16 protein-coding genes are annotated in these 18,107 nt (G+C 36.3%); 5 read left to right on the forward strand and 11 right to left on the reverse strand.

Going from position 1 to position 18,107, the window contains the following annotated elements:
• Positions 1–74: 74 nt before the first annotated feature.
• From ribA to FB551_RS22105, 8 genes are all read right to left on the reverse strand, one after another.
• Entirely contained in the window at positions 75–671 is a 597-nt protein-coding gene (gene ribA, locus FB551_RS22070) for a GTP cyclohydrolase II (RefSeq protein WP_034695719.1), read from the reverse strand.
• 18 nt (positions 672–689) lie between these two features.
• The gene (locus tag FB551_RS22075) at positions 690–1,148 is read right to left on the reverse strand and encodes a hypothetical protein (protein ID WP_047429096.1); all 459 of its coding nucleotides are present in this window, start codon (positions 1,146–1,148) and stop codon (positions 690–692) included.
• Positions 1,145–1,759 carry a DUF4254 domain-containing protein gene (locus FB551_RS22080; RefSeq protein WP_142018952.1) on the reverse strand — a complete coding sequence of 205 codons (615 nt, stop codon included), beginning with the start codon at positions 1,757–1,759 and terminating at the stop codon, positions 1,145–1,147. The genes FB551_RS22075 and FB551_RS22080 overlap by 4 nt, the downstream gene beginning before the upstream one ends.
• A 15-nt stretch (positions 1,760–1,774) precedes the next feature.
• Positions 1,775–1,990 (reverse strand): twin-arginine translocase TatA/TatE family subunit, encoded by a 216-nt coding sequence (locus FB551_RS22085; protein ID WP_047429099.1) that lies wholly within the window; start codon positions 1,988–1,990, stop codon positions 1,775–1,777.
• Between the two features lie 31 nt (positions 1,991–2,021).
• Entirely contained in the window at positions 2,022–3,584 is a 1,563-nt protein-coding gene (locus FB551_RS22090; protein ID WP_047429101.1) for a peptidoglycan DD-metalloendopeptidase family protein, read from the reverse strand.
• Positions 3,581–4,426 carry a DUF4292 domain-containing protein gene (locus FB551_RS22095; RefSeq protein WP_047429105.1) on the reverse strand — a complete coding sequence of 282 codons (846 nt, stop codon included), beginning with the start codon at positions 4,424–4,426 and terminating at the stop codon, positions 3,581–3,583. The genes FB551_RS22090 and FB551_RS22095 overlap by 4 nt, the downstream gene beginning before the upstream one ends.
• A 106-nt stretch (positions 4,427–4,532) precedes the next feature.
• Positions 4,533–5,549, reverse strand: a complete 1,017-nt coding sequence (locus FB551_RS22100; RefSeq protein WP_047429106.1) for a sugar phosphate nucleotidyltransferase — start codon at positions 5,547–5,549, stop codon at positions 4,533–4,535.
• Between the two features lie 152 nt (positions 5,550–5,701).
• Positions 5,702–7,129, reverse strand: a complete 1,428-nt coding sequence (locus tag FB551_RS22105; protein WP_047429257.1) for an oligosaccharide flippase family protein — start codon at positions 7,127–7,129, stop codon at positions 5,702–5,704.
• Positions 7,130–7,229: 100 nt separating this feature from the next.
• Between FB551_RS22105 and FB551_RS22110 the strand changes: the two genes are divergently transcribed.
• Positions 7,230–8,567 carry a dihydroorotase gene (locus FB551_RS22110; RefSeq protein WP_142018953.1) on the forward strand — a complete coding sequence of 446 codons (1,338 nt, stop codon included), beginning with the start codon at positions 7,230–7,232 and terminating at the stop codon, positions 8,565–8,567.
• Between the two features lie 211 nt (positions 8,568–8,778).
• Positions 8,779–9,840, forward strand: a complete 1,062-nt coding sequence (locus tag FB551_RS22115) for a hypothetical protein (RefSeq protein WP_142018954.1) — start codon at positions 8,779–8,781, stop codon at positions 9,838–9,840.
• 154 nt (positions 9,841–9,994) lie between these two features.
• Here FB551_RS22115 and FB551_RS22120 read toward each other — a convergent pair whose 3' ends face one another.
• From FB551_RS22120 to FB551_RS22130, 3 genes are all read right to left on the reverse strand, one after another.
• Positions 9,995–12,292, reverse strand: a complete 2,298-nt coding sequence (locus FB551_RS22120; protein ID WP_142018955.1) for a GH92 family glycosyl hydrolase — start codon at positions 12,290–12,292, stop codon at positions 9,995–9,997.
• A 76-nt stretch (positions 12,293–12,368) separates the two neighbouring features.
• Positions 12,369–13,052: a response regulator transcription factor gene (locus FB551_RS22125; RefSeq protein ID WP_047429113.1), complete on the reverse strand. Its 684-nt coding sequence runs from the start codon at positions 13,050–13,052 to the stop codon at positions 12,369–12,371.
• Positions 13,053–13,064: 12 nt separating this feature from the next.
• A complete protein-coding gene (locus tag FB551_RS22130) occupies positions 13,065–14,318 on the reverse strand; it encodes a sensor histidine kinase (protein WP_142018956.1) in 1,254 nt (417 codons plus the stop codon).
• A gap of 159 nt (positions 14,319–14,477) precedes the next feature.
• Between FB551_RS22130 and FB551_RS22135 the strand changes: the two genes are divergently transcribed.
• The 3 genes from FB551_RS22135 (at position 14,478) to FB551_RS22145 (ending at position 17,968) form a co-directional block, all read left to right on the forward strand.
• On the forward strand, positions 14,478–14,888 hold the full coding sequence (locus tag FB551_RS22135) for a DUF1573 domain-containing protein (protein ID WP_047429116.1): 411 nt from the start codon (positions 14,478–14,480) through the stop codon (positions 14,886–14,888).
• Positions 14,889–15,062: 174 nt separating this feature from the next.
• Positions 15,063–15,944: an SDR family oxidoreductase gene (locus FB551_RS22140; protein WP_142018957.1), complete on the forward strand. Its 882-nt coding sequence runs from the start codon at positions 15,063–15,065 to the stop codon at positions 15,942–15,944.
• Between the two features lie 83 nt (positions 15,945–16,027).
• Entirely contained in the window at positions 16,028–17,968 is a 1,941-nt protein-coding gene (locus FB551_RS22145) for a M1 family metallopeptidase (RefSeq protein WP_142018958.1), read from the forward strand.
• Positions 17,969–18,107 lie beyond the last annotated feature (139 nt).

Genomic DNA, 18,107 nt, shown 5'->3' on the forward strand with positions numbered 1-18,107 from the left:
TTTTATTAATTTCAGTAATTAAAAAGCTCCAAAAAATATATTTCTTGGAGCTTTTTATTATATCTTTTGGAAAATTAATTATCATTGTCATCAAGAAGATGTCCAAAGAAATCTTTTTTTGTCTGCAGGTATCCTTTGCTTATTTCATTCGCAGGAATCTGTAAGGGTACTCTTGAATTAAGGTGAATATTGCTGTCTACAACATATTTTACCTTTTCAGGATTATTGGTGAGAAGGTTGATATCTTTTACATCCAATAGATTAAGAATTTCAATGGCTACGCCAAAGTTTCTGTCATCTGCAGGAAGTCCCAGTTCAAGATTGGCCTGTACAGTGTCCAAACCTTTTTCCTGCAGGGAATATGCCTTCAGTTTGTTGATGATCCCGATGTTTCTTCCTTCCTGGCGAAGGTAGATGATAATTCCACCGTTTTCATGGATGTATTTCATTGCAGCATCCAATTGTTGGCCGCATTCACATTTTTTTGAATGGAAAACTTCTCCCGTAATACATTCTGAATGGAAACGAACATTGACCGGTTTTGAAAAATCTGTATTTTCAGCAACAATGGCCATATGCGGCATCCAGTCGTTTTCGTTTTCGGAGAAAGCGATCATTCGGAAAGTGCCGTGCTCTGTGGGAACATTGGCTTCCGCCTGAATTTTAATCATTGATAGTTCAATTAGTTTTTAACTTCCTGGCAAAGTATCTTCAATAACAGAAATATTGGTTTTTAAACGCACCAGATATCTGTTAAGAACTTCATCGTCATCTCTGTCAAGATTTTGCCTTAGCTTTTGAATTTTTTTATATGATTTTTCGAAGCTTTTAAGGGCTCTGCTTTTTCCTGCAGAATTGCTGGCATCAATAGCATATAAATAATTCTGAAGACTGTATTTCAAGCTGGTAATCTCCTCATTTAATCCGTTGTTTTTAAACTTGGGAAAAGTAGAGATCATATTTGAAATTTCAGAAGCATTGACATTCTGCTTGATATTGATATTAAAATTCTTCTTTGAGCTTCTGTCTGAATCAGACCCTTTAGCATCACTATAAAAATTATTTGACAACGGAGAAAGATTAAGCTTTTCCGTTGCACAGGAAGATGTTAATATGATAAGTACTCCAAAGAAAAATAGTCGTTTCATTTTTGTTGCCCTTTTTGATAAAGGATTGGGTTAAGACTTTCATCGTTGTACATTTTCATTTGTTTGTACACTTTCATCTTAACATTACCGTTTTCAATATCAGTAAGCAACTGCTCTATAGAAGTTGACAGGTCTTCTTTCTGAGTAAGCAGAACATCCAGTTTAGCCCGGCAATTGTTTCTGTGTTCTTCAGAAGCAGATTCTCTATTAGCTTCTAACGACATATGATAAACCTTTAATGCAAGAATTGATAGCCTGTCTACTGCCCAAGCGGGAGTTTCTGTATTTATTTTTGCTTCAGGTTTAGGAGTTATATTTTCAAACTTATTAAGAAACCAGCCATCAATATATTCTACCAGATCAGTTCTTTTCTGATTGGAGGCGTCTATCGTTCTCTTCAGTTGAAGAGCTTCAGCCGGATCAATATTTTCATCTCTAATTATATCTTCCAAATGCCATTGAACGGTATCAATCCAGTTCTTTGCATACAAAATCCGTTCCAAACTATCTTTTTCGAACGGGTTATTAATTAGAGTGTTAACGTCATCAGACACGTGATAGTCTTCAATAGCTTGATTGAAGACTTTCCATGCAGTCTCAGTAAATTTCATTAATTCTAGGGAATTTTAGTTGCTGGAAGAATTGTTATTGTTGGAAGCCGATTTGTTGTTTTCAGAACCTGGTTTGTCTTCTTCTTTTACTGCATCTTTAAATTCCTTGATTCCTGAACCTACTCCTCTCATTAATTCCGGAATCTTCTTTCCTCCAAAAAGTAATACCAAAAGTATTGCTACGATAAGGATGTGTTGCCAAGATAAGGCAAGTATTGTTAGTGTATTCATCTCTTAAAATTTTTGCAAAGTTACACTTTTTTTAATATGAAATCCAACCTAATGGATCAACTGGTGTACTTCCGTTCCATACTTGGAAATCAAGGGTATAAGCACCATCAAAATCCTGAGCTATTGTACCTACCGGAGTTCCTGATGAAACCTGCTGTCCTTTGGAAACACTTACATTTCCTAAGTTGGAATAAATGGTAAAATAACTTCCGTGTTTGATGATTACTGTTTTTGTTCCGTCATTGTTGGCTAGAACTGAAGATACTGATCCCGGATACACGGATTTTGCACGCGTACCTGAAGGAACGGAAATTTTGATCCCGTTATTTTCTTCAGTAATATTTTTGAAAACCGGGTGTGGCTGTCTTCCGAAACGGTGAGTAATTTGTCCGGCTCTGTCTGCAGGATAACCCAGTCTTCCTCTGTTATCTGCAAAGCTGTTTCCAGTAGCGGTGGAAACTCCGTAGCTTGTCATGGCTTTGGTCTCAGCTGCTTTTTTCTCTTCTTCTTTTCTCTTTGTAAGAGCGGCCTCTGCTGCTCTTGCAGCAGTTAATTTATCAGCAGCTTCTTTAGCTCTTGCATTCGCCTCATCTGAAGCCTTTTTAGCGGCTACTCTTCTGGCTTCATCTCTTGCATTGGCTTCTGCTTTTGCAGCTTCTTCATTACGTTTTCTTTCTTCCTCAGCTCTTTTTGCTGCAAGATCTGCTGCTCTCTTAGCTTCTGCTTCTGCAAGTCTTCTTTCTCTTTCAAGGGCCTCTGCTCTTGCTTTAGCTTCCGCTTCAATTCTTGCTTTTTCTCTTTCAGCAGCTAATTTAGCTAAACGTATTTTTTCTGCTTCTGCTTTTTTTCTGGCTTCTTCTTCTGCTTTGGCGATTCTGATTTCTTCTGCAATAATAGCTCTGATCTGCCCTTCCAATGCTTTAGACTGAACTTGCTTCTGCTTAAGTTCAGCCGTCAGTTTAGATTCGTTTTTCTTGAAATCAGCTACCAGTTGTTCTTTCTGGGCTCTTTCAGCATTGATTGTTGCCAGATCTTTTTGCTGGTTAACCAATAAATTTTCCTTCGCTTTTACGGAGTTTTGTTTTTGGGCGATGGTTTTTTTGATGAGGTTAGCGGCATCTGTGATTTCAGCTGCTTTTTTATCCTGGTAGTCTGAGTATTGTTTCAGATATTGAACTCTTCGTATGGCTTCTCCTAAATTTTTAGCAGAAAGTATAAAAGTTACTTTGTTCTGTACTCCTTTGTTTTTATAAGCATTCACCAAAACTTCAGCATAGTTTTTTCTTAAAACGGCCAGTTCTTTATTCTGACGGTTGATTTCCAGCTGACGTAAATAGATATCATCTTCAATGAATCTTTTTTCTTTCTGCGTGTTGTTATAAACCTTTTCTCTTAATACCAATTTTTGGTTGACATTAGAGAGATAAGCTACGGAAAGTTTAGATTCACTTCTGGTTTTGGCTAAATCGGTATTTATTTGTGCAATTTGTTTTTTAAGTTCGGCATTCTGCTTTTGCAGCTGTTCTTTGGTCTGCTGTCCCTGGTGCAGTCCGAACATCAAAACACCTATTAAAAAGCTAAATTTTTTAATCATTTAATCTCAATTTTCTTATAACTGGATGGTACAGAATAAGGTGTTTCCATCCTCGAAAAGTCAAATTTCGTATTTTCCATTAAAATCTGACTAGATTTTGAGCCTTTTATAATTATTTTAACATTTTTCGGAAGGCGTATTCCTTCGTATTCATTCCAGTCGCTGTAAGAAACATCCAGCTCGTCTGAAGACAAAATATCTTTTAAATTGACATTTAATAAATCGTAATTAGTGTCGTATTGAAGGGCTATTTGATATTCCCTGTTTTTTTCATCCGTCACAATTTTCTGATTGATGTTAGAAACCATCTTGAATCCCTGTGCGTTTTGGGTCAGGGTAAACTGTTTGTCATTAATTTTCACAAAAGTTCTTCCCATTAATATTTTTTCCAATGATTTATAATCAATGAAATTAACGTTCAGTAAATTATTAAGATAATCAAAATCGGAATCTATATAGGTTTTATTGATCTTGTCCTGTCCTTTTATCCCTTCGGGAGTAGCGATACCTCTGGCTGCATTAATGAACAAAGCTCTGAGATTCATCCATACCTTTTTATCATTTTCAATATAGATCGTAGCATCCAAAGTAGGAACATAGCTTCCTGTTTCTACCTTTATTTTACTGTCTATTTTAATCTGTTCGAATTTAGGCGGAATCAATACATGTTCAAAGAACGTAAATTTATCGCTTACCGGTTCGTTGACGTCTTTTGGATTTCCATTGTCTTTTGTAGTACTAATACTGTCCCGGGTATGATCTGAGTCATTTTGGGCAGTGTTACGGGTCTTACAGGATGATAAGGCGAGAAGTAATAAAAGAAATGGGATCCAGTTTTTCATGTATTTATCTTTTAAATAAAAAATACGTTGCAATATTAACGCCAAACCACACAAAACATTTTGTGTGGCCTGATGATATGATGTTTGAGTTAAATATTTTCCTATCTTATTTAGATAAAAAATCTAAAACGGAATAATCACCTAAAGAAATTTCTCTGGCAACTCCAAAATATTGTGCAGAATTACCGATCATAGAATTGGAAAGATTTCCATGGTTGATTCTTGTGTTTTCCTGGATCAGGGAGTTTTCAATATTAGAGTTCACAACAGTTGTATTGTTTCCTAATGAAACTCCTGGTCCTACTTTTGAATTGGAGATTTTTACGTTTTCCCCAATGAAACAAGGCTGAATAATCAAAGAATTTTCAATCACGGCAGAAGCAGGATGATTCTTCATTTCCTCTCTTTCATACTCAAGGATTTTGCTGTTGGTTTCTACAGTAGCATTTTTGTTACCGCAGTCCATCCAGTCATTTACTTTTCCAAGGGTAAACTTGGCACCTTTAGCTCTAAGGTTCTCAAGTGCTGTTGTCAATTGATACTCACCTCCGTTTTTAATATCATTGTCCATGATATAGTTGATCTCTTCCATCAGTTTTTCAGCACTGTTGAAATAATAAATACCGATGATGGCAAGATCTGAAACGTAAGTCGTTGGTTTTTCAACAAAGTCGGTAATGAAACCGTAATTATCCAATTTCACTACTCCGAATGCGGATGGATCTTCAACACTTTTCACCCAGATTACACCGTCAGAATTTTTGTCCAACTGGAAATCTGCACGGAAAAGAGTATCTGCAAAGGCAATAACGATATCTCCCTGCATAGACTGTTCTGCACATTTTATGGCGTGAGCGGTTCCAAGGGGATCGTTCTGATAATATATACTTCCTTTTGCTCCCAACTTTTCAGCAATCTGAATAAGGGATCTTTCGATCTCAGGTCCAAAATCTCCGATGATAAAAGCTACCTCTTCAATGTTTTCTCCTGCAACTTTAGCGATATCTTCCACTAATCTCTGTACGATAGGTTTTCCTGCAATAGGAATAAGAGGTTTTGGAACTGTCAGTGTATGTGGACGTAATCTGGAACCACGTCCAGCCATTGGGACAATAATTTTCATAAATTATATGTATAAAAGATGTTTTGTTAGTTGTTTTTAATATTTAGGTTAAAGATAATAATTAAAAACCTTTGATAAGTTATGATTTATATCTTTTTAAATAATTGTTTAATAACAATAGGTTTGTGTACAAGCAAAATAAAGACCAAAGTTTAATTCTTTCTGATTCTCGATAAAATCAGGTTTTTCTCAGAATAAATCAAAATTCCGGTAAAGGTCAAAAAGAGCAGGTTACTGGTAATAATGTTATAATTAAGATACTTTACAATGATGAAACTAAAGATGCCAAGCAGTATCAGAAAGAAAGACATTTTCTTCATTCTGTAAGGGATAGGATAGTATTTTTGACCTAAGAGATAAGATACGATCATCATAACAACATAAGCACCAAAAGTGGCCCATGCAGAACCGATCATACTGTGATAGTAATTTAAAGCAAGAAGGTTGAGTCCTATATTGATCCCTGCGCCAAGCCATGAAATAACAGTTCCCATACTGGTTCTGTCTGTTACTTTATACCATGTTGAAAAATTATAATAGATCCCAAAACAAAGATTGGCAATCACAATAATCGGGATGATATCTATAGCGATCCAATAGGATTTATTTGGAATGAAAACAGCTTTCAGCCACGATATATTGGCAATAATTCCCAGCGCTACGGCACAGGCGAAAAAGGCAAAATATTCTGCTACTTTGGCATATGTCTTTTTAGCATCGCCTTTATCCATTTGCTTAAAGAAGAAAGGCTCTATACCCATTCTATAAGCGGTAACAAATAATGTCATCAGTACGGCCAGCTTGTAGCAGCCTCCATAAGCGCCAGCTTCTTCGTCCGAAATATGATTTCTCTGGATCGATTTATCAAAGTTTTCATTAATCATAAAAGCGAAACCTGCCAGCATAAGCGGAAAGGAATATTTGATCATACGCTTAAACAAAGAAGTCACAAACTGGAATCTTACCTTTAATATGATAGGAAACAGCAATAAAAAGCCAAGTGCACTTCCTGCCAGGTTACTGAAGAACGGGTAGTCTACATTTTGGTCTAATCCCATGCTTTTTGATATACTTTCCGGAATCCAGAAGAATAAAGCAGCGGTAAAAACGGCCTGGAATATAGACTGAACAATTCTTACTGCGGAATATTTGATAGGTTTATTATGAAAACGCAGCCATGCAAAAGGAATAACAAGTAAATTATCAAAAAATGCAATCAGGGCAAACCATCTGATATATTCAGGATTGTCGTGATAGCCCGCATAATCAGCAATGGGCTGATTGAAAAGGTAGCAAAAAGCGAGAAAAACCGTGGACGTTGAAAACAAAAACCAGAATGAAGTATTGAAAGTCTTTTTTTCATTATCATCTTCCGCCGAAAAGCGGAAATATGCCGTTTCAAAACCAAAAGAAAGGATGATATTAACAAACGAAATCCATGCATAAAGCTGAGTGAAAATCGCAAAACCTTCATTGGGAATCTTATAGATCAAAAGCGGATTAAGGATGAATAGAATGATTCTTGGGGCTATGGCTCCTACTCCGTAGATGATTGTTTGTCCTAATAGTTTCTTATACAAAGCCGAATTTTTTTGCAAATGTAAAACTTTAAGCATTCGTTTTACGATTTTGGGGTGAATTAAAACTTAAAATCTTAATTTTACAGGGAAATAAATTGAAATGAAAGTTCTTATAAAAAATGTAAATATCGTTAACGAAGGAAAAGTCTTTGAAAGTGATATCCTAATAGACAATGATCTGATTTCTAAAATAGCTGTGGGTATTTCTGAAGATGCAGATCAGATTATTGATGGTTCGGGAAAGTATCTTCTTCCCGGAGTAATAGATGATCAGGTACATTTCCGTGAGCCGGGACTTACTCATAAAGGAGATATTGAAAGTGAATCAAGAGCTGCCATAGCTGGAGGAATAACCAGTTTTATTGATCAGCCGAATACGGTTCCAAATGCTGTTACACAGGAGTTATTAGCCGACAAATATGAGATTGCTTCCCAAAAAGCTTATGCCAACTATGGTTTTATGATGGGAGGGACGAATGATAATCTGGAGGAAGTTTTAAAAACAAACCCTAGAAATGTTCCAGGAATAAAGTTGTTTTTAGGTTCATCTACAGGAAATATGCTTGTTGATAATCCGGAAACATTGGAAAATATTTTCAGTAATACTAAAATGCTGATTGCTGTGCACTGTGAAGATGAAGCAACAATCAAAGCTAATACTCAGAAATACATGGATGAATATGGGGATGATATTCCTGTAAAGTTCCACCACCTGATCAGAAGTGAGGAAGCATGTTATAAATCTTCATCCAAAGCGATTGAGCTTGCGAAAAAAACGGGAGCGAGACTTCACGTTTTCCACCTTTCGACAGCAAAGGAAATGGAACTTTTCCGAAATGATATTCCTTTAAAAGATAAAAAAATCACTGCTGAGGTATGTGTTCATCACCTTACTTTTACCAACGAGGATTATGAAACAAGAGGAGGTCTTATCAAATGGAATCCGGCTGTTAAAACTCAAAAGGATAAAGATGCTCTTTGGGAAGCATTATTAGATGACAGAATCGATGTTATCGCTACAGACCATGCTCCGCATACTGCAGAAGAAAAAAATAATGTATATACAAAATGTCCTTCGGGAGCACCTTTGGTACAGCATTCACTGGTGGTAATGCTTGAAAACTATAAGAACGGTAAAATATCCCTTGAGAAAATTGTTGAAAAGATGGCTCATAATCCTGCTATCCTTTTCAAAGTTGAAAAGAGAGGTTTCGTGAGAGAAGGATATAAAGCGGATCTTGTTTTAGTAGATTTAAATCAGGATTGGACGGTTTCCAAAGACAATTTACTGTACAAATGTGGCTGGAGCCCGCTAGAAGGAATGAATTTCCATTCTAAGGTTACGCATACATTTGTCAACGGACATTTGGTGTATGATAATGGTACAATTGCAGAGGAGAAATTCGGAGAGCGATTACTTTTTGAGCCTAGAGATTAATAGGATATAATCAAAGAATATCGTCTCAGATTAATCTGATATGTTATGATAATTCAATAGGAGTGGGCTTTAGCCCGCTCTTTTTATTTCAGATCTTCCATTGGCTTTTAGCTAAAAATTATATTAATTGAGAAAAGAAAAGGGAAAATATTGGAGGCATACTTTTCATGAAGTTTTATTTAATTAGTTTTGTGCGAAAAAATAATAATCAATGTATAAGTTCTTTTTAATCTTATTTCTCTCAGTTTCTTTACAGCTTAGCTCACAAATTAATACTCAGTTACTTGCAAATTCTTCATGGACAAGGGTGAAATTCAGTATGCTGGATGGCAGCCGAGACTTATCTCAAAGGTCATCACAAGTTTTAGTATGGAAAATAAAAGGAAATAACCTTTGTTTATTTACAGATGCGTTGATTTTAGATAAAGCGAGTTGTATGGACTTCAAATTAGAAAAGGAATTAATGAAAACATCAGATCTTGCGGGGTATCAAATTGAAAAATTAACTGCAGATTCCTTAGTTGTGATACAAAGAATTGTCGGGATAGATTCTCCAGATAAAATAAAAAAGACTTGGTTTATAAAGAGTTCAATTGTACTTAATAATTTTGTGAGAGAGAAAAAGAATGATTCTATTATAATTGCTTCTAAAAATTTTACACCCTCATTAAAAAGAAATATTATTTCTGAAATATTAGAGAATTATTCACAAAAAGATTTTTTTTACAATTTTAGTTCAAAAGGTAATATTTTAATTTTCCCTAAAAAACAAAAGGTTGAAGTAGAAACTGAATATAAAGACGAGACTAAAGCTAATCAAAAAGGGATTGCTTTTTTCAAAACAACTATTGAGAAAAATTATCACCTTTGGGATTTAACAGGCTTTGAGAGTTTTGAAAAAATTATTATTCCTTATGAAATGAGCATTAAGAATGGAAATAGAAGTGGATTAAGCACAATGGGTATCAGATTTTATGGTTTTTCAAATGATGCTAAAGAATTTCCTGTTTTTACTAAAAATAAGTTTGCTTCCACAGATAATTTCAATAAAGGAATGGATGCCCTCAACAAACAAAAGTTTGATAATGCAATTTACTTCTTCAATGAAGCTTATGACAATGACAATACTAATACCGATGCACTATATAATATAGTTTCTATTTCTCTAGCCCAGAATAAATCAGATATTGCATGTACTGCATTGAAAAAATTAAACGATCTGGAACAAACAGAAGGAGCCAAATTGTATAACGAAAAATGTGCTGAAAAATAATAATCAATAGGAGCGGGCTTTAGCCCGCTCTTTTATTTTGAAAACTTCCATTGGCTTCAGCCAAAACTTATTCTTAGCTCTCGCAGATGTAGGAGATTACGCAGATTTTTTTAATCCAATCATCTGCTCAATCCGCCCAATCTGCGGGAATATCTTACCTTTTCGCTTTATTTCCCATATAGAACGTAAGTTTTCCTCCATTCATAATCTCAGAATGTTTCAGGGTAAAATTTCTGATCTCCTTTCCATTCAAAAGAACTTTCTGAACATATACATTTTTCGGACTTTGGTTGATGGATTCAATTTCAAAGGTTTTTCCGTTTTCCAGATTGAGTACAGCATTATCAATGGCAGGACTTCCAATTGAATAATCTTCTGAACCTGGTGCTACAGGATAAAATCCTAATGAACTTAAAATATACCATGCACTCATTTGTCCGGCATCATCATTTCCACCCAGTCCGTCTGGTGTTGCTTTATACTGCATTTCCAGAATACGGCGGATTTGTGCCTGTGCTTTCCATGGCTGTCCGGCCCAGTTATAGAAATAGGCAACATGGTGAGCAGGTTCATTTCCGTGAACATATCCACCAATAATTCCTTCACGGGTAATATCTTCAGTGTCTGCAAAGAATTCATCAGGTAAATGCATGGTGAACAACTCATCAAGTTTTGATGCAAATTTTTTCTTTCCACCCATCATCGTGATCAACTCATCAGGATTTTGAGGAACAAAGAAGCTGTAGTTCCATGAATTTCCTTCAATAAAGCCTTGTCCATGGGTACTTAAGACATCGAAATCTTTCTTAAAGCTTCCATCTGCCAGACGTGGGCGCATAAACCCGATGGTTTTGTCAAAATTATTTTTCCAGTTTTCAGACCGTTTGATAAACTGATTGTAAATTTCTGTTTTGTTTAAATGTTTTGCAAGCTGAGCAATAGCCCAGTCGTCATAGGCATATTCTAATGTATTGGAAACTGATGTCCCATTTTTTTCGGCTGGAATATATCCAAGATCAATGTATTGTCCGATGCCTTCGTAATTTCTTTTATTAGCTGTTTCTATACATGCTTTCAATGCTTCTTCAGGATTACCGTCATAATTTCCTTTAATAATAGCGTCAGCCACAACGCTTACACTGTGATAGCCGCTCATACACCAGTTGTCATTGGCATAATGTGACCAGATAGGCAGCATTTTCATTGAGAATTGATTATAATGAGCCATCATTGATTTTACCATATCACTGTTCCGCTTAGGCTGGATGATATTAAAAAAAGGATGTAGCGTACGGTAAGTATCCCATAAAGAGAACGTAGTATAGTTGGTAAAGCCATCCGCTTTGTGAACATTTTGATCTAACCCTTTATATTCTCCATTCACATCCATATAAGTGGTAGGATTGATAAAGGTATGGTACATAGCAGTATAAAAATTCGTCTTTTCTGTATCAGAACCTTTGATGACAATTTTGTTTAATTCTTTATTCCAGTTGTTTTGAGCTTGAGTTTTAGCCTGATCAAAAGACAGATTTCCGGCTTCTTTTTCCAGGTTTTCCAAAGCATTGGTCTGGCTTACCGGAGAAATGGCAAGTTTTACCTCAATAGCTTCATTTTCATTGGTATCAAAATCAAAATACATTTTCAGATTTTTTCCTGCAATCTCCGGGAAGTTTTTATTCTGATCAAATTTCCGCCAGAATCCTTTGTAAACCTGCTTTTCATCATAATTTTTTTGCCCATAAGATTTAAACGGTTTTGAAAACTTCATCGCAAAATAGACCGTTCTTGTTCTTGCCCAGCCATTAGTCTGACGATAGCCTGTGATGGTATTGCCGTTTTCTACGCGAACATATGTCCATACATTTTTCCCGTCATAATTGTAAATGCCAGCCATCAGATCTAGAATAATATGAGCCTGGTCAGATTTCGGGAAAGTATAGCGATGAATTCCCACTCTTGGAGTTGCTGTCAGCTCTGCAAGGATATTATGATCATCCAGTTTTACTTTATAATATCCTGCTTCTGCTGTTTCGTTTTGATGAGAAAACCTGCTTCTGTATCCGTTTTCAGGATTAGAAGCTGTTCCAGGGTTTAATTGAAGTTTTCCCACGGTAGGTATTACCAGAAAATCTCCGAGATCAGAATGCCCTGTTCCGCTGAAATGGGTAGAACTGAATCCTACAATGGTTTTGTCTTCATATCGGTAGCCAGCACAATATTTATAAACCTCACCATTGTATTTTCCGTTAAGTTCATAGGAAATGGTGTCTGTTTCAGGGCTTAGCTGTACCGCACCAAAAGGAACTGTAGCTCCGGGGTAGGTATGACCCATCTTTTCGGTTCCGATCAGAGGATTGACGTATTGGATTAATTTTTCAAATTTTTGAGCATGAAAGTTTGCACTTAAAAGTACCAGCGAAAGAAAAACAATAGACTTTTGACTTTTCATTAATGACAATTTTTCAAAGTTTAAAATTAAGTAAAATCATCATTTGCTGTTATGTTTTAGAGTAAGAAGGGGTTATTTATTCTTTTTCAGAAAAACGGAAACCTATTCCGTGCAGGTTTTCTATTAAAATATTCTGCTCTTCGGCCAGTACCTTTCGCAATCGGGAAATAAATACATCAAGACTTCGCCCCATAAAGTAATCATCATCACCCCAGATTGCCTTCAAAATATCCTGTCTTTTAACAACAAGATTTTTATGGCGAATAAAGTATAAAAGAAGATCAGATTCTCTTTGAGTAAGAGTAATACTGTTTTCTAAACCTTGCAGTGTATAATTTTTAGGATCAAAATTATATTTGCCAACTTTATATTTCAGAGGAGTCGTATCCGTTTTCTTAGTACGTTTAAGGAAAACTTCAATTTTCAGCATAAGCTCTTCAATACTGAATGGTTTTACCAGATAATCATCAGCACCAATTTTAAGCCCTTTGATCCTGTCTTCTTTTAAAGCTTTGGCAGAAATAAAAATAATAGGAATCTCAGAATTTTTACTTCGAATTTGCTGTGCCACCTCAAACCCATTCATGCCAGGCATCATAATATCCAGCAGACAAATATCGAAATCCTGACTGTTAAATGCTTCCAACGCAGATTCACCATCAGAATAACAGCTGATATCGTAATAACTTTCCAGACTGTCTTCCACCAGAAAAGCTATTGTTTGGTCATCTTCGGCATATAAAATTTTAGATTTCTCCATACTTACACATGATTAATTTGAAAACGGAAAGAAAAGTGTCGTGGTAATTCCATGGTCTTCATTATTCTCTACAGAAATTTTCCAGTGATGCTGCTGAACAACTTTTTTCACATAAAATAATCCCAGCCCGAAACCATTTACTTCTTCACTTCTTTTGGTATGTACCCGGTAAAATTTCTCAAAAATATGAGGAATATTTTTTGCAGGAATCCCCATTCCGTTGTCTTTAAACTTTAAATATAACCCTTTTGAATCTTTATGAGCTGAAATTTTAATGATAGGTTTCATTTCACAATACTTGACAGAGTTATCTAAAAGGTTGTAAATGATATTGGTAAAGTGAAATTCATCAGCCATTACTGAAGTGCTGTTTTCAATATCGATTTCGATGCTGAGGTCTTTATTTTTGTGCTGTATGTTATCTGCAATCTCTTGAATAAAAGGGAGTAACAGGATTTTTTGAGGCTTTAATGACAGTCCTGCTGCATCATTTTTAGCAATATTCAATATTTTCTCAATGTGGCTGTTGAGCTTATGACTTTGATTGATGATAATGGAAGTATAGGTCTGCAGTTTGGAATTATTCTGTACCAGTTCCTGTTTATTGAGCGCTTCTGAGGCCAAAAGTATCGAAGATAAAGGCGTCTTAAACTCATGAGTCATATTATTGATAAAATCACGCTGCAGTTCCGAGAACTTTTTCTGCTGAATAATGGTATAAATAGAATACACATACACCAGAAGGATGATGATAAGAGCAAATGTAAGCAGATACCAGAATCTCAATGAACTGATCAGATAAGTGGTTTTATCAGGAAACCGTATGGAAAAGTAATAGATCAGATTTTTATGCTTCGGGAAATTAATTACCTTGTTACTGGGGCTTTCCTGATGGGTCGTCATATACTTTCCATATATCATTTTATCACTGTGGCAGTTGTATAATGCATATACATAATCTGTATTGATCTGGAAGCGGGTGAATTCTGTTTTCAGGTAATATTCTAGAACTACGGGATGGAATTCATTGTTGATATTAACCACATAGTAGTCATTGGCAATATTCTGTACAGGATTTTCAGTGTAGGATGTCTTTCCTCCGGAGAGCTTTTCCGCAACTTCCATTAAGGCGATATTAACCTTTTGGTTAAATTTTTTATCTTCAAGATTATAAGCCTGGCGGGTCCACATCAGCTGTGCTATTAATATTCCGATAATAGCAATGAACCCCAGTGTTATGATAATATTGAGTCTTTTTATTTTCATTTCCTGAAACAATATTATCCAAAAATATCTATTTATCTTTTATCATTAACAACTCGTTAACAAATGTTAGACAGCGGTTAACAAGTTGTAATCTCAGTCTGCTTTACATTTGTTATATCGAAAGAAAATAATCAGTTTCAAATATTAAAATTTATACTCATGAAAAAACTAAAAATTACAGCTCTTTTGGCAGTGTTGGCATTCTCTCCTTTTTATGCGAATGTAATTACTGCAGACGCTCCATCTATTGTAAAAATGGTCGCAGATGCTATTAAATGGAAATCAGAATCTATCGATGTAGGAAATATTCCTCAGGGAAAACCGAAATTGATCAGATTTGAATTTACGAATACGAGCTCAAAACCAATCATTATTCAGAATGTGGCTCCTTCTTGCGGATGTACTACAGCAGATTATACAAAAACGCCGATCCAGCCGGGAAAAAAAGGATTTGTAGAAGCCAGCTATAACGCAGCAGCAGTAGGACCGTTTATGAAGACTGTAAACGTTACTACCAGTGACAGCAAAACTCCTAAAACACTTTCTTTCAAAGGAGTAGTAGCTTCTTAATATATTGTTTTAACAAATAAAAATAGCCTGGTAATTGTTATCAGGCTATTTTATTTTTCTATAGTCTGATCTATTTTAAGAATAATATAAAGAATAATTATTTGTAGCATTATTTATCAACCTATTTTACAGGATTGCATTTCAATATTTATTACTTTTAAGAAAAAATATTTTATGAGTCTATATACACAACCTATGCTGCGCGAAGGTGCACTAAAAGATAAAGTAGCAATTGTAACAGGAGGCGGAAGCGGTCTTGGAAAAGCGATGACTAAATACTTTCTTGAACTGGGCGCCAAAGTAGTGATCACTTCCAGAAATCTGGAAAAGCTTCAGACCACAGCTAAGGAACTGGAAGATGAAACAGGAGGAAAAGTACTTTGTGTGGCTTGTGATGTAAGAAACTGGGATGAGGTGGAAGCGATGAAAGAGGCAACACTGAAAGAATTCGGAAAGATTGATATTTTGTTGAATAATGCAGCCGGAAACTTCATTTCTCCAACGGAAAAACTGACACACTCCGCTTTTGACTCCATTCTCGATATTGTTTTAAAAGGAACAAAAAACTGTACCCTTTCGGTAGGAAAGCACTGGATAGATTCTAAAACTCCGGGAACAGTACTGAATATTGTAACCACCTATGCATGGACAGGCTCTGCTTATGTAGTGCCATCTGCCTGTGCAAAAGCAGGAGTTCTGGCGATGACCAGATCACTGGCGGTAGAATGGGCAAAATACGGAATCCGTTTCAATGCGATTGCTCCGGGACCTTTCCCTACAAAAGGAGCATGGGACAGACTTCTTCCGGGAGATCTTCAGGAGAAATTCGATATGAAGAAAAAAGTTCCGTTGAGAAGAGTAGGAGAACATCAGGAGCTTGCCAACCTTGCGGCTTATCTGGTTTCCGATTACTCAGCATATATGAATGGGGAAGTGGTAACCATTGATGGTGGAGAATGGCTTCAGGGAGCTGGAGAGTTCAATATGCTTGAAGCAATTCCCGGTGAAATGTGGGATGCCTTAGAAGCAATGATTAAAGCTAAAAAGTCAAATTAAATTAAACTTATAGAAAAAAACTCCCGGATGTGTAACAAATCCGGGAGTTTTTTTTACCTATACACTAAATAATACTTTTTCAAATGAATTTTAAACTTCCAATCCTTGTTTCGACGCTTGCAGTTGTCCTTTTTTCAGGATCTGCATATGCACAGCAAACTCCCAAATATGATTATGTAGAAGCATTTAAACCATTCTTCTACCCTCAGACAGGTACGGCAACCCGCTCTGCAAGTGGGCAGCCGGGACATGCTTACTGGCAGAATTCTGCGGATTACCATTTGAATGTCAGCCTGAATGAAGCCAAAAAAGAGATTACAGGTACAGCAGAAATTACCTATACCAACAACAGTCCGGATAAATTAGGTTTTCTGTGGCTGCAGCTGGATCAGAACCTTTTTGCGAAAGACTCCAGAGGGAATGGAGTAGTTCCGCTTTCAGGAAGCAGAAATGGAGCTCATGGCGAAGAGTTTAATGGCGGATATACTATTAAATCAGTCAAACTTGATGGCAAAAAAGAAGTAAAATATACCATTACTGATACGAGAATGCAGATTGACCTTCCAAAGGAATTAAAAGCCAATGGAGGAGTTGCAAAAATAGAAATTGAATATTCATTTATTTCTCCGGATTACGGCTCAGACAGAATGGGAATTCAGGATACGAAAAACGGTAAGATATTTACCATGGCGCAATGGTACCCGAGAATGTGCGTGTATGATGATGTGATGGGCTGGAATACACTTCCTTACCTTGGAGCTTCGGAGTTTTATCTGGAATACGGGAATATTACAGCCAATATTACAGTTCCGGCTAATCATTATGTCGTAGCATCCGGAGAACTTCAGAATGAGAAAGAAGTGTACAGTAAAGAGGAAATTAACAGATGGAATGAGGCAAGAAACAGTGATAAAACCGTAATGATCCGTCCTGAGTCTGAAATCGGTAAAAATAAAACATCCGGTACAAAAACCTGGAAATTTAAAATTAATCAGACCAGAGATTTTGCATGGGCATCCTCTGCCGGATTTATTTTAGATGCTGCAAAAATCAATTTACCCAGCGGAAAGAAATCTCTGGCTATTTCAGCTTATCCCGCAGAAAGTGCAGGCGATCAAGCCTGGGGAAGATCTACCGAATATACGAAAGCAGCTATAGAGCACTACTCGAAAAAATGGTATGAATACACGTATCCTGCTGCCACCAATGTAGCAGGGAATGAAGGCGGAATGGAATATCCGGGAATTGTTTTCTGTCATATGGATTCTAAAGGAGAAGATCTTTGGGGTGTTACAGACCATGAATTCGGGCACAACTGGTTTCCTATGATCGTTGGATCTAACGAGCGATTATTCGCCTGGATGGACGAAGGATTCAATACATTCATTAACGGACTTTCCACCGAAGCTTTCAATAAAGGTGAATATTACCGTAAACCGAATCTGGCAAGATCAGGAACGTATTTATTAACAGACAGTCTGGAGCCTGTAATGGTAGGACCGGATAATATGAAAGAAAGAAGTATCGGTGCTTTAGCTTATTTTAAACCGGGAACAGGATTAGAGGTCTTAAGAGAAACAATTCTGGGACCTGAGAAATTTGACAAAGCTTTCAAAACCTATATAGATCGCTGGGCTTTTAAACATCCTACACCATGGGATTTCTTCCACACCATGGAAAATGTTTCCGGAGAGGAACTGAACTGGTTCTGGAGAGGATGGTTCTTTAACAAATGGAAAATTGATCAGGCTGTTAAAAATGTAAAATATATCAATGGTGACTTTAAAAACGGAGTTCAGATTACGGTTGAAAATATTGGACAAATGCCAATGCCTACAACGGTACAGATCAAATTCAAAGACGGAACGGCGCAGACAGTAAAAGTTCCTGTTGAGGTCTGGAAAAGAAATACGGAATGGACATTCAAGGTAGATTCTAACAAGGAAATTGATGAGGTGAAGTTGGATCCAAATTCAGTAGTTCCTGATATCAACCTGGAAAACAATAGCAAAAAACCTTCATAGAGATATTGGATATATATCTATAATTTAGATGTAACGCAAAGATCTGATATGCGATGTTTAATTTTTAAGGGGGCAAAGATGATATCAATGGAATTGATTCTTTCTAAGCGTGAGCATATTCATGCAGCTTCATCAGCAA

This window comes from Chryseobacterium aquifrigidense (genome assembly GCF_006716485.1).
GTDB lineage: Bacteria > Bacteroidota > Bacteroidia > Flavobacteriales > Weeksellaceae > Chryseobacterium > Chryseobacterium vietnamense.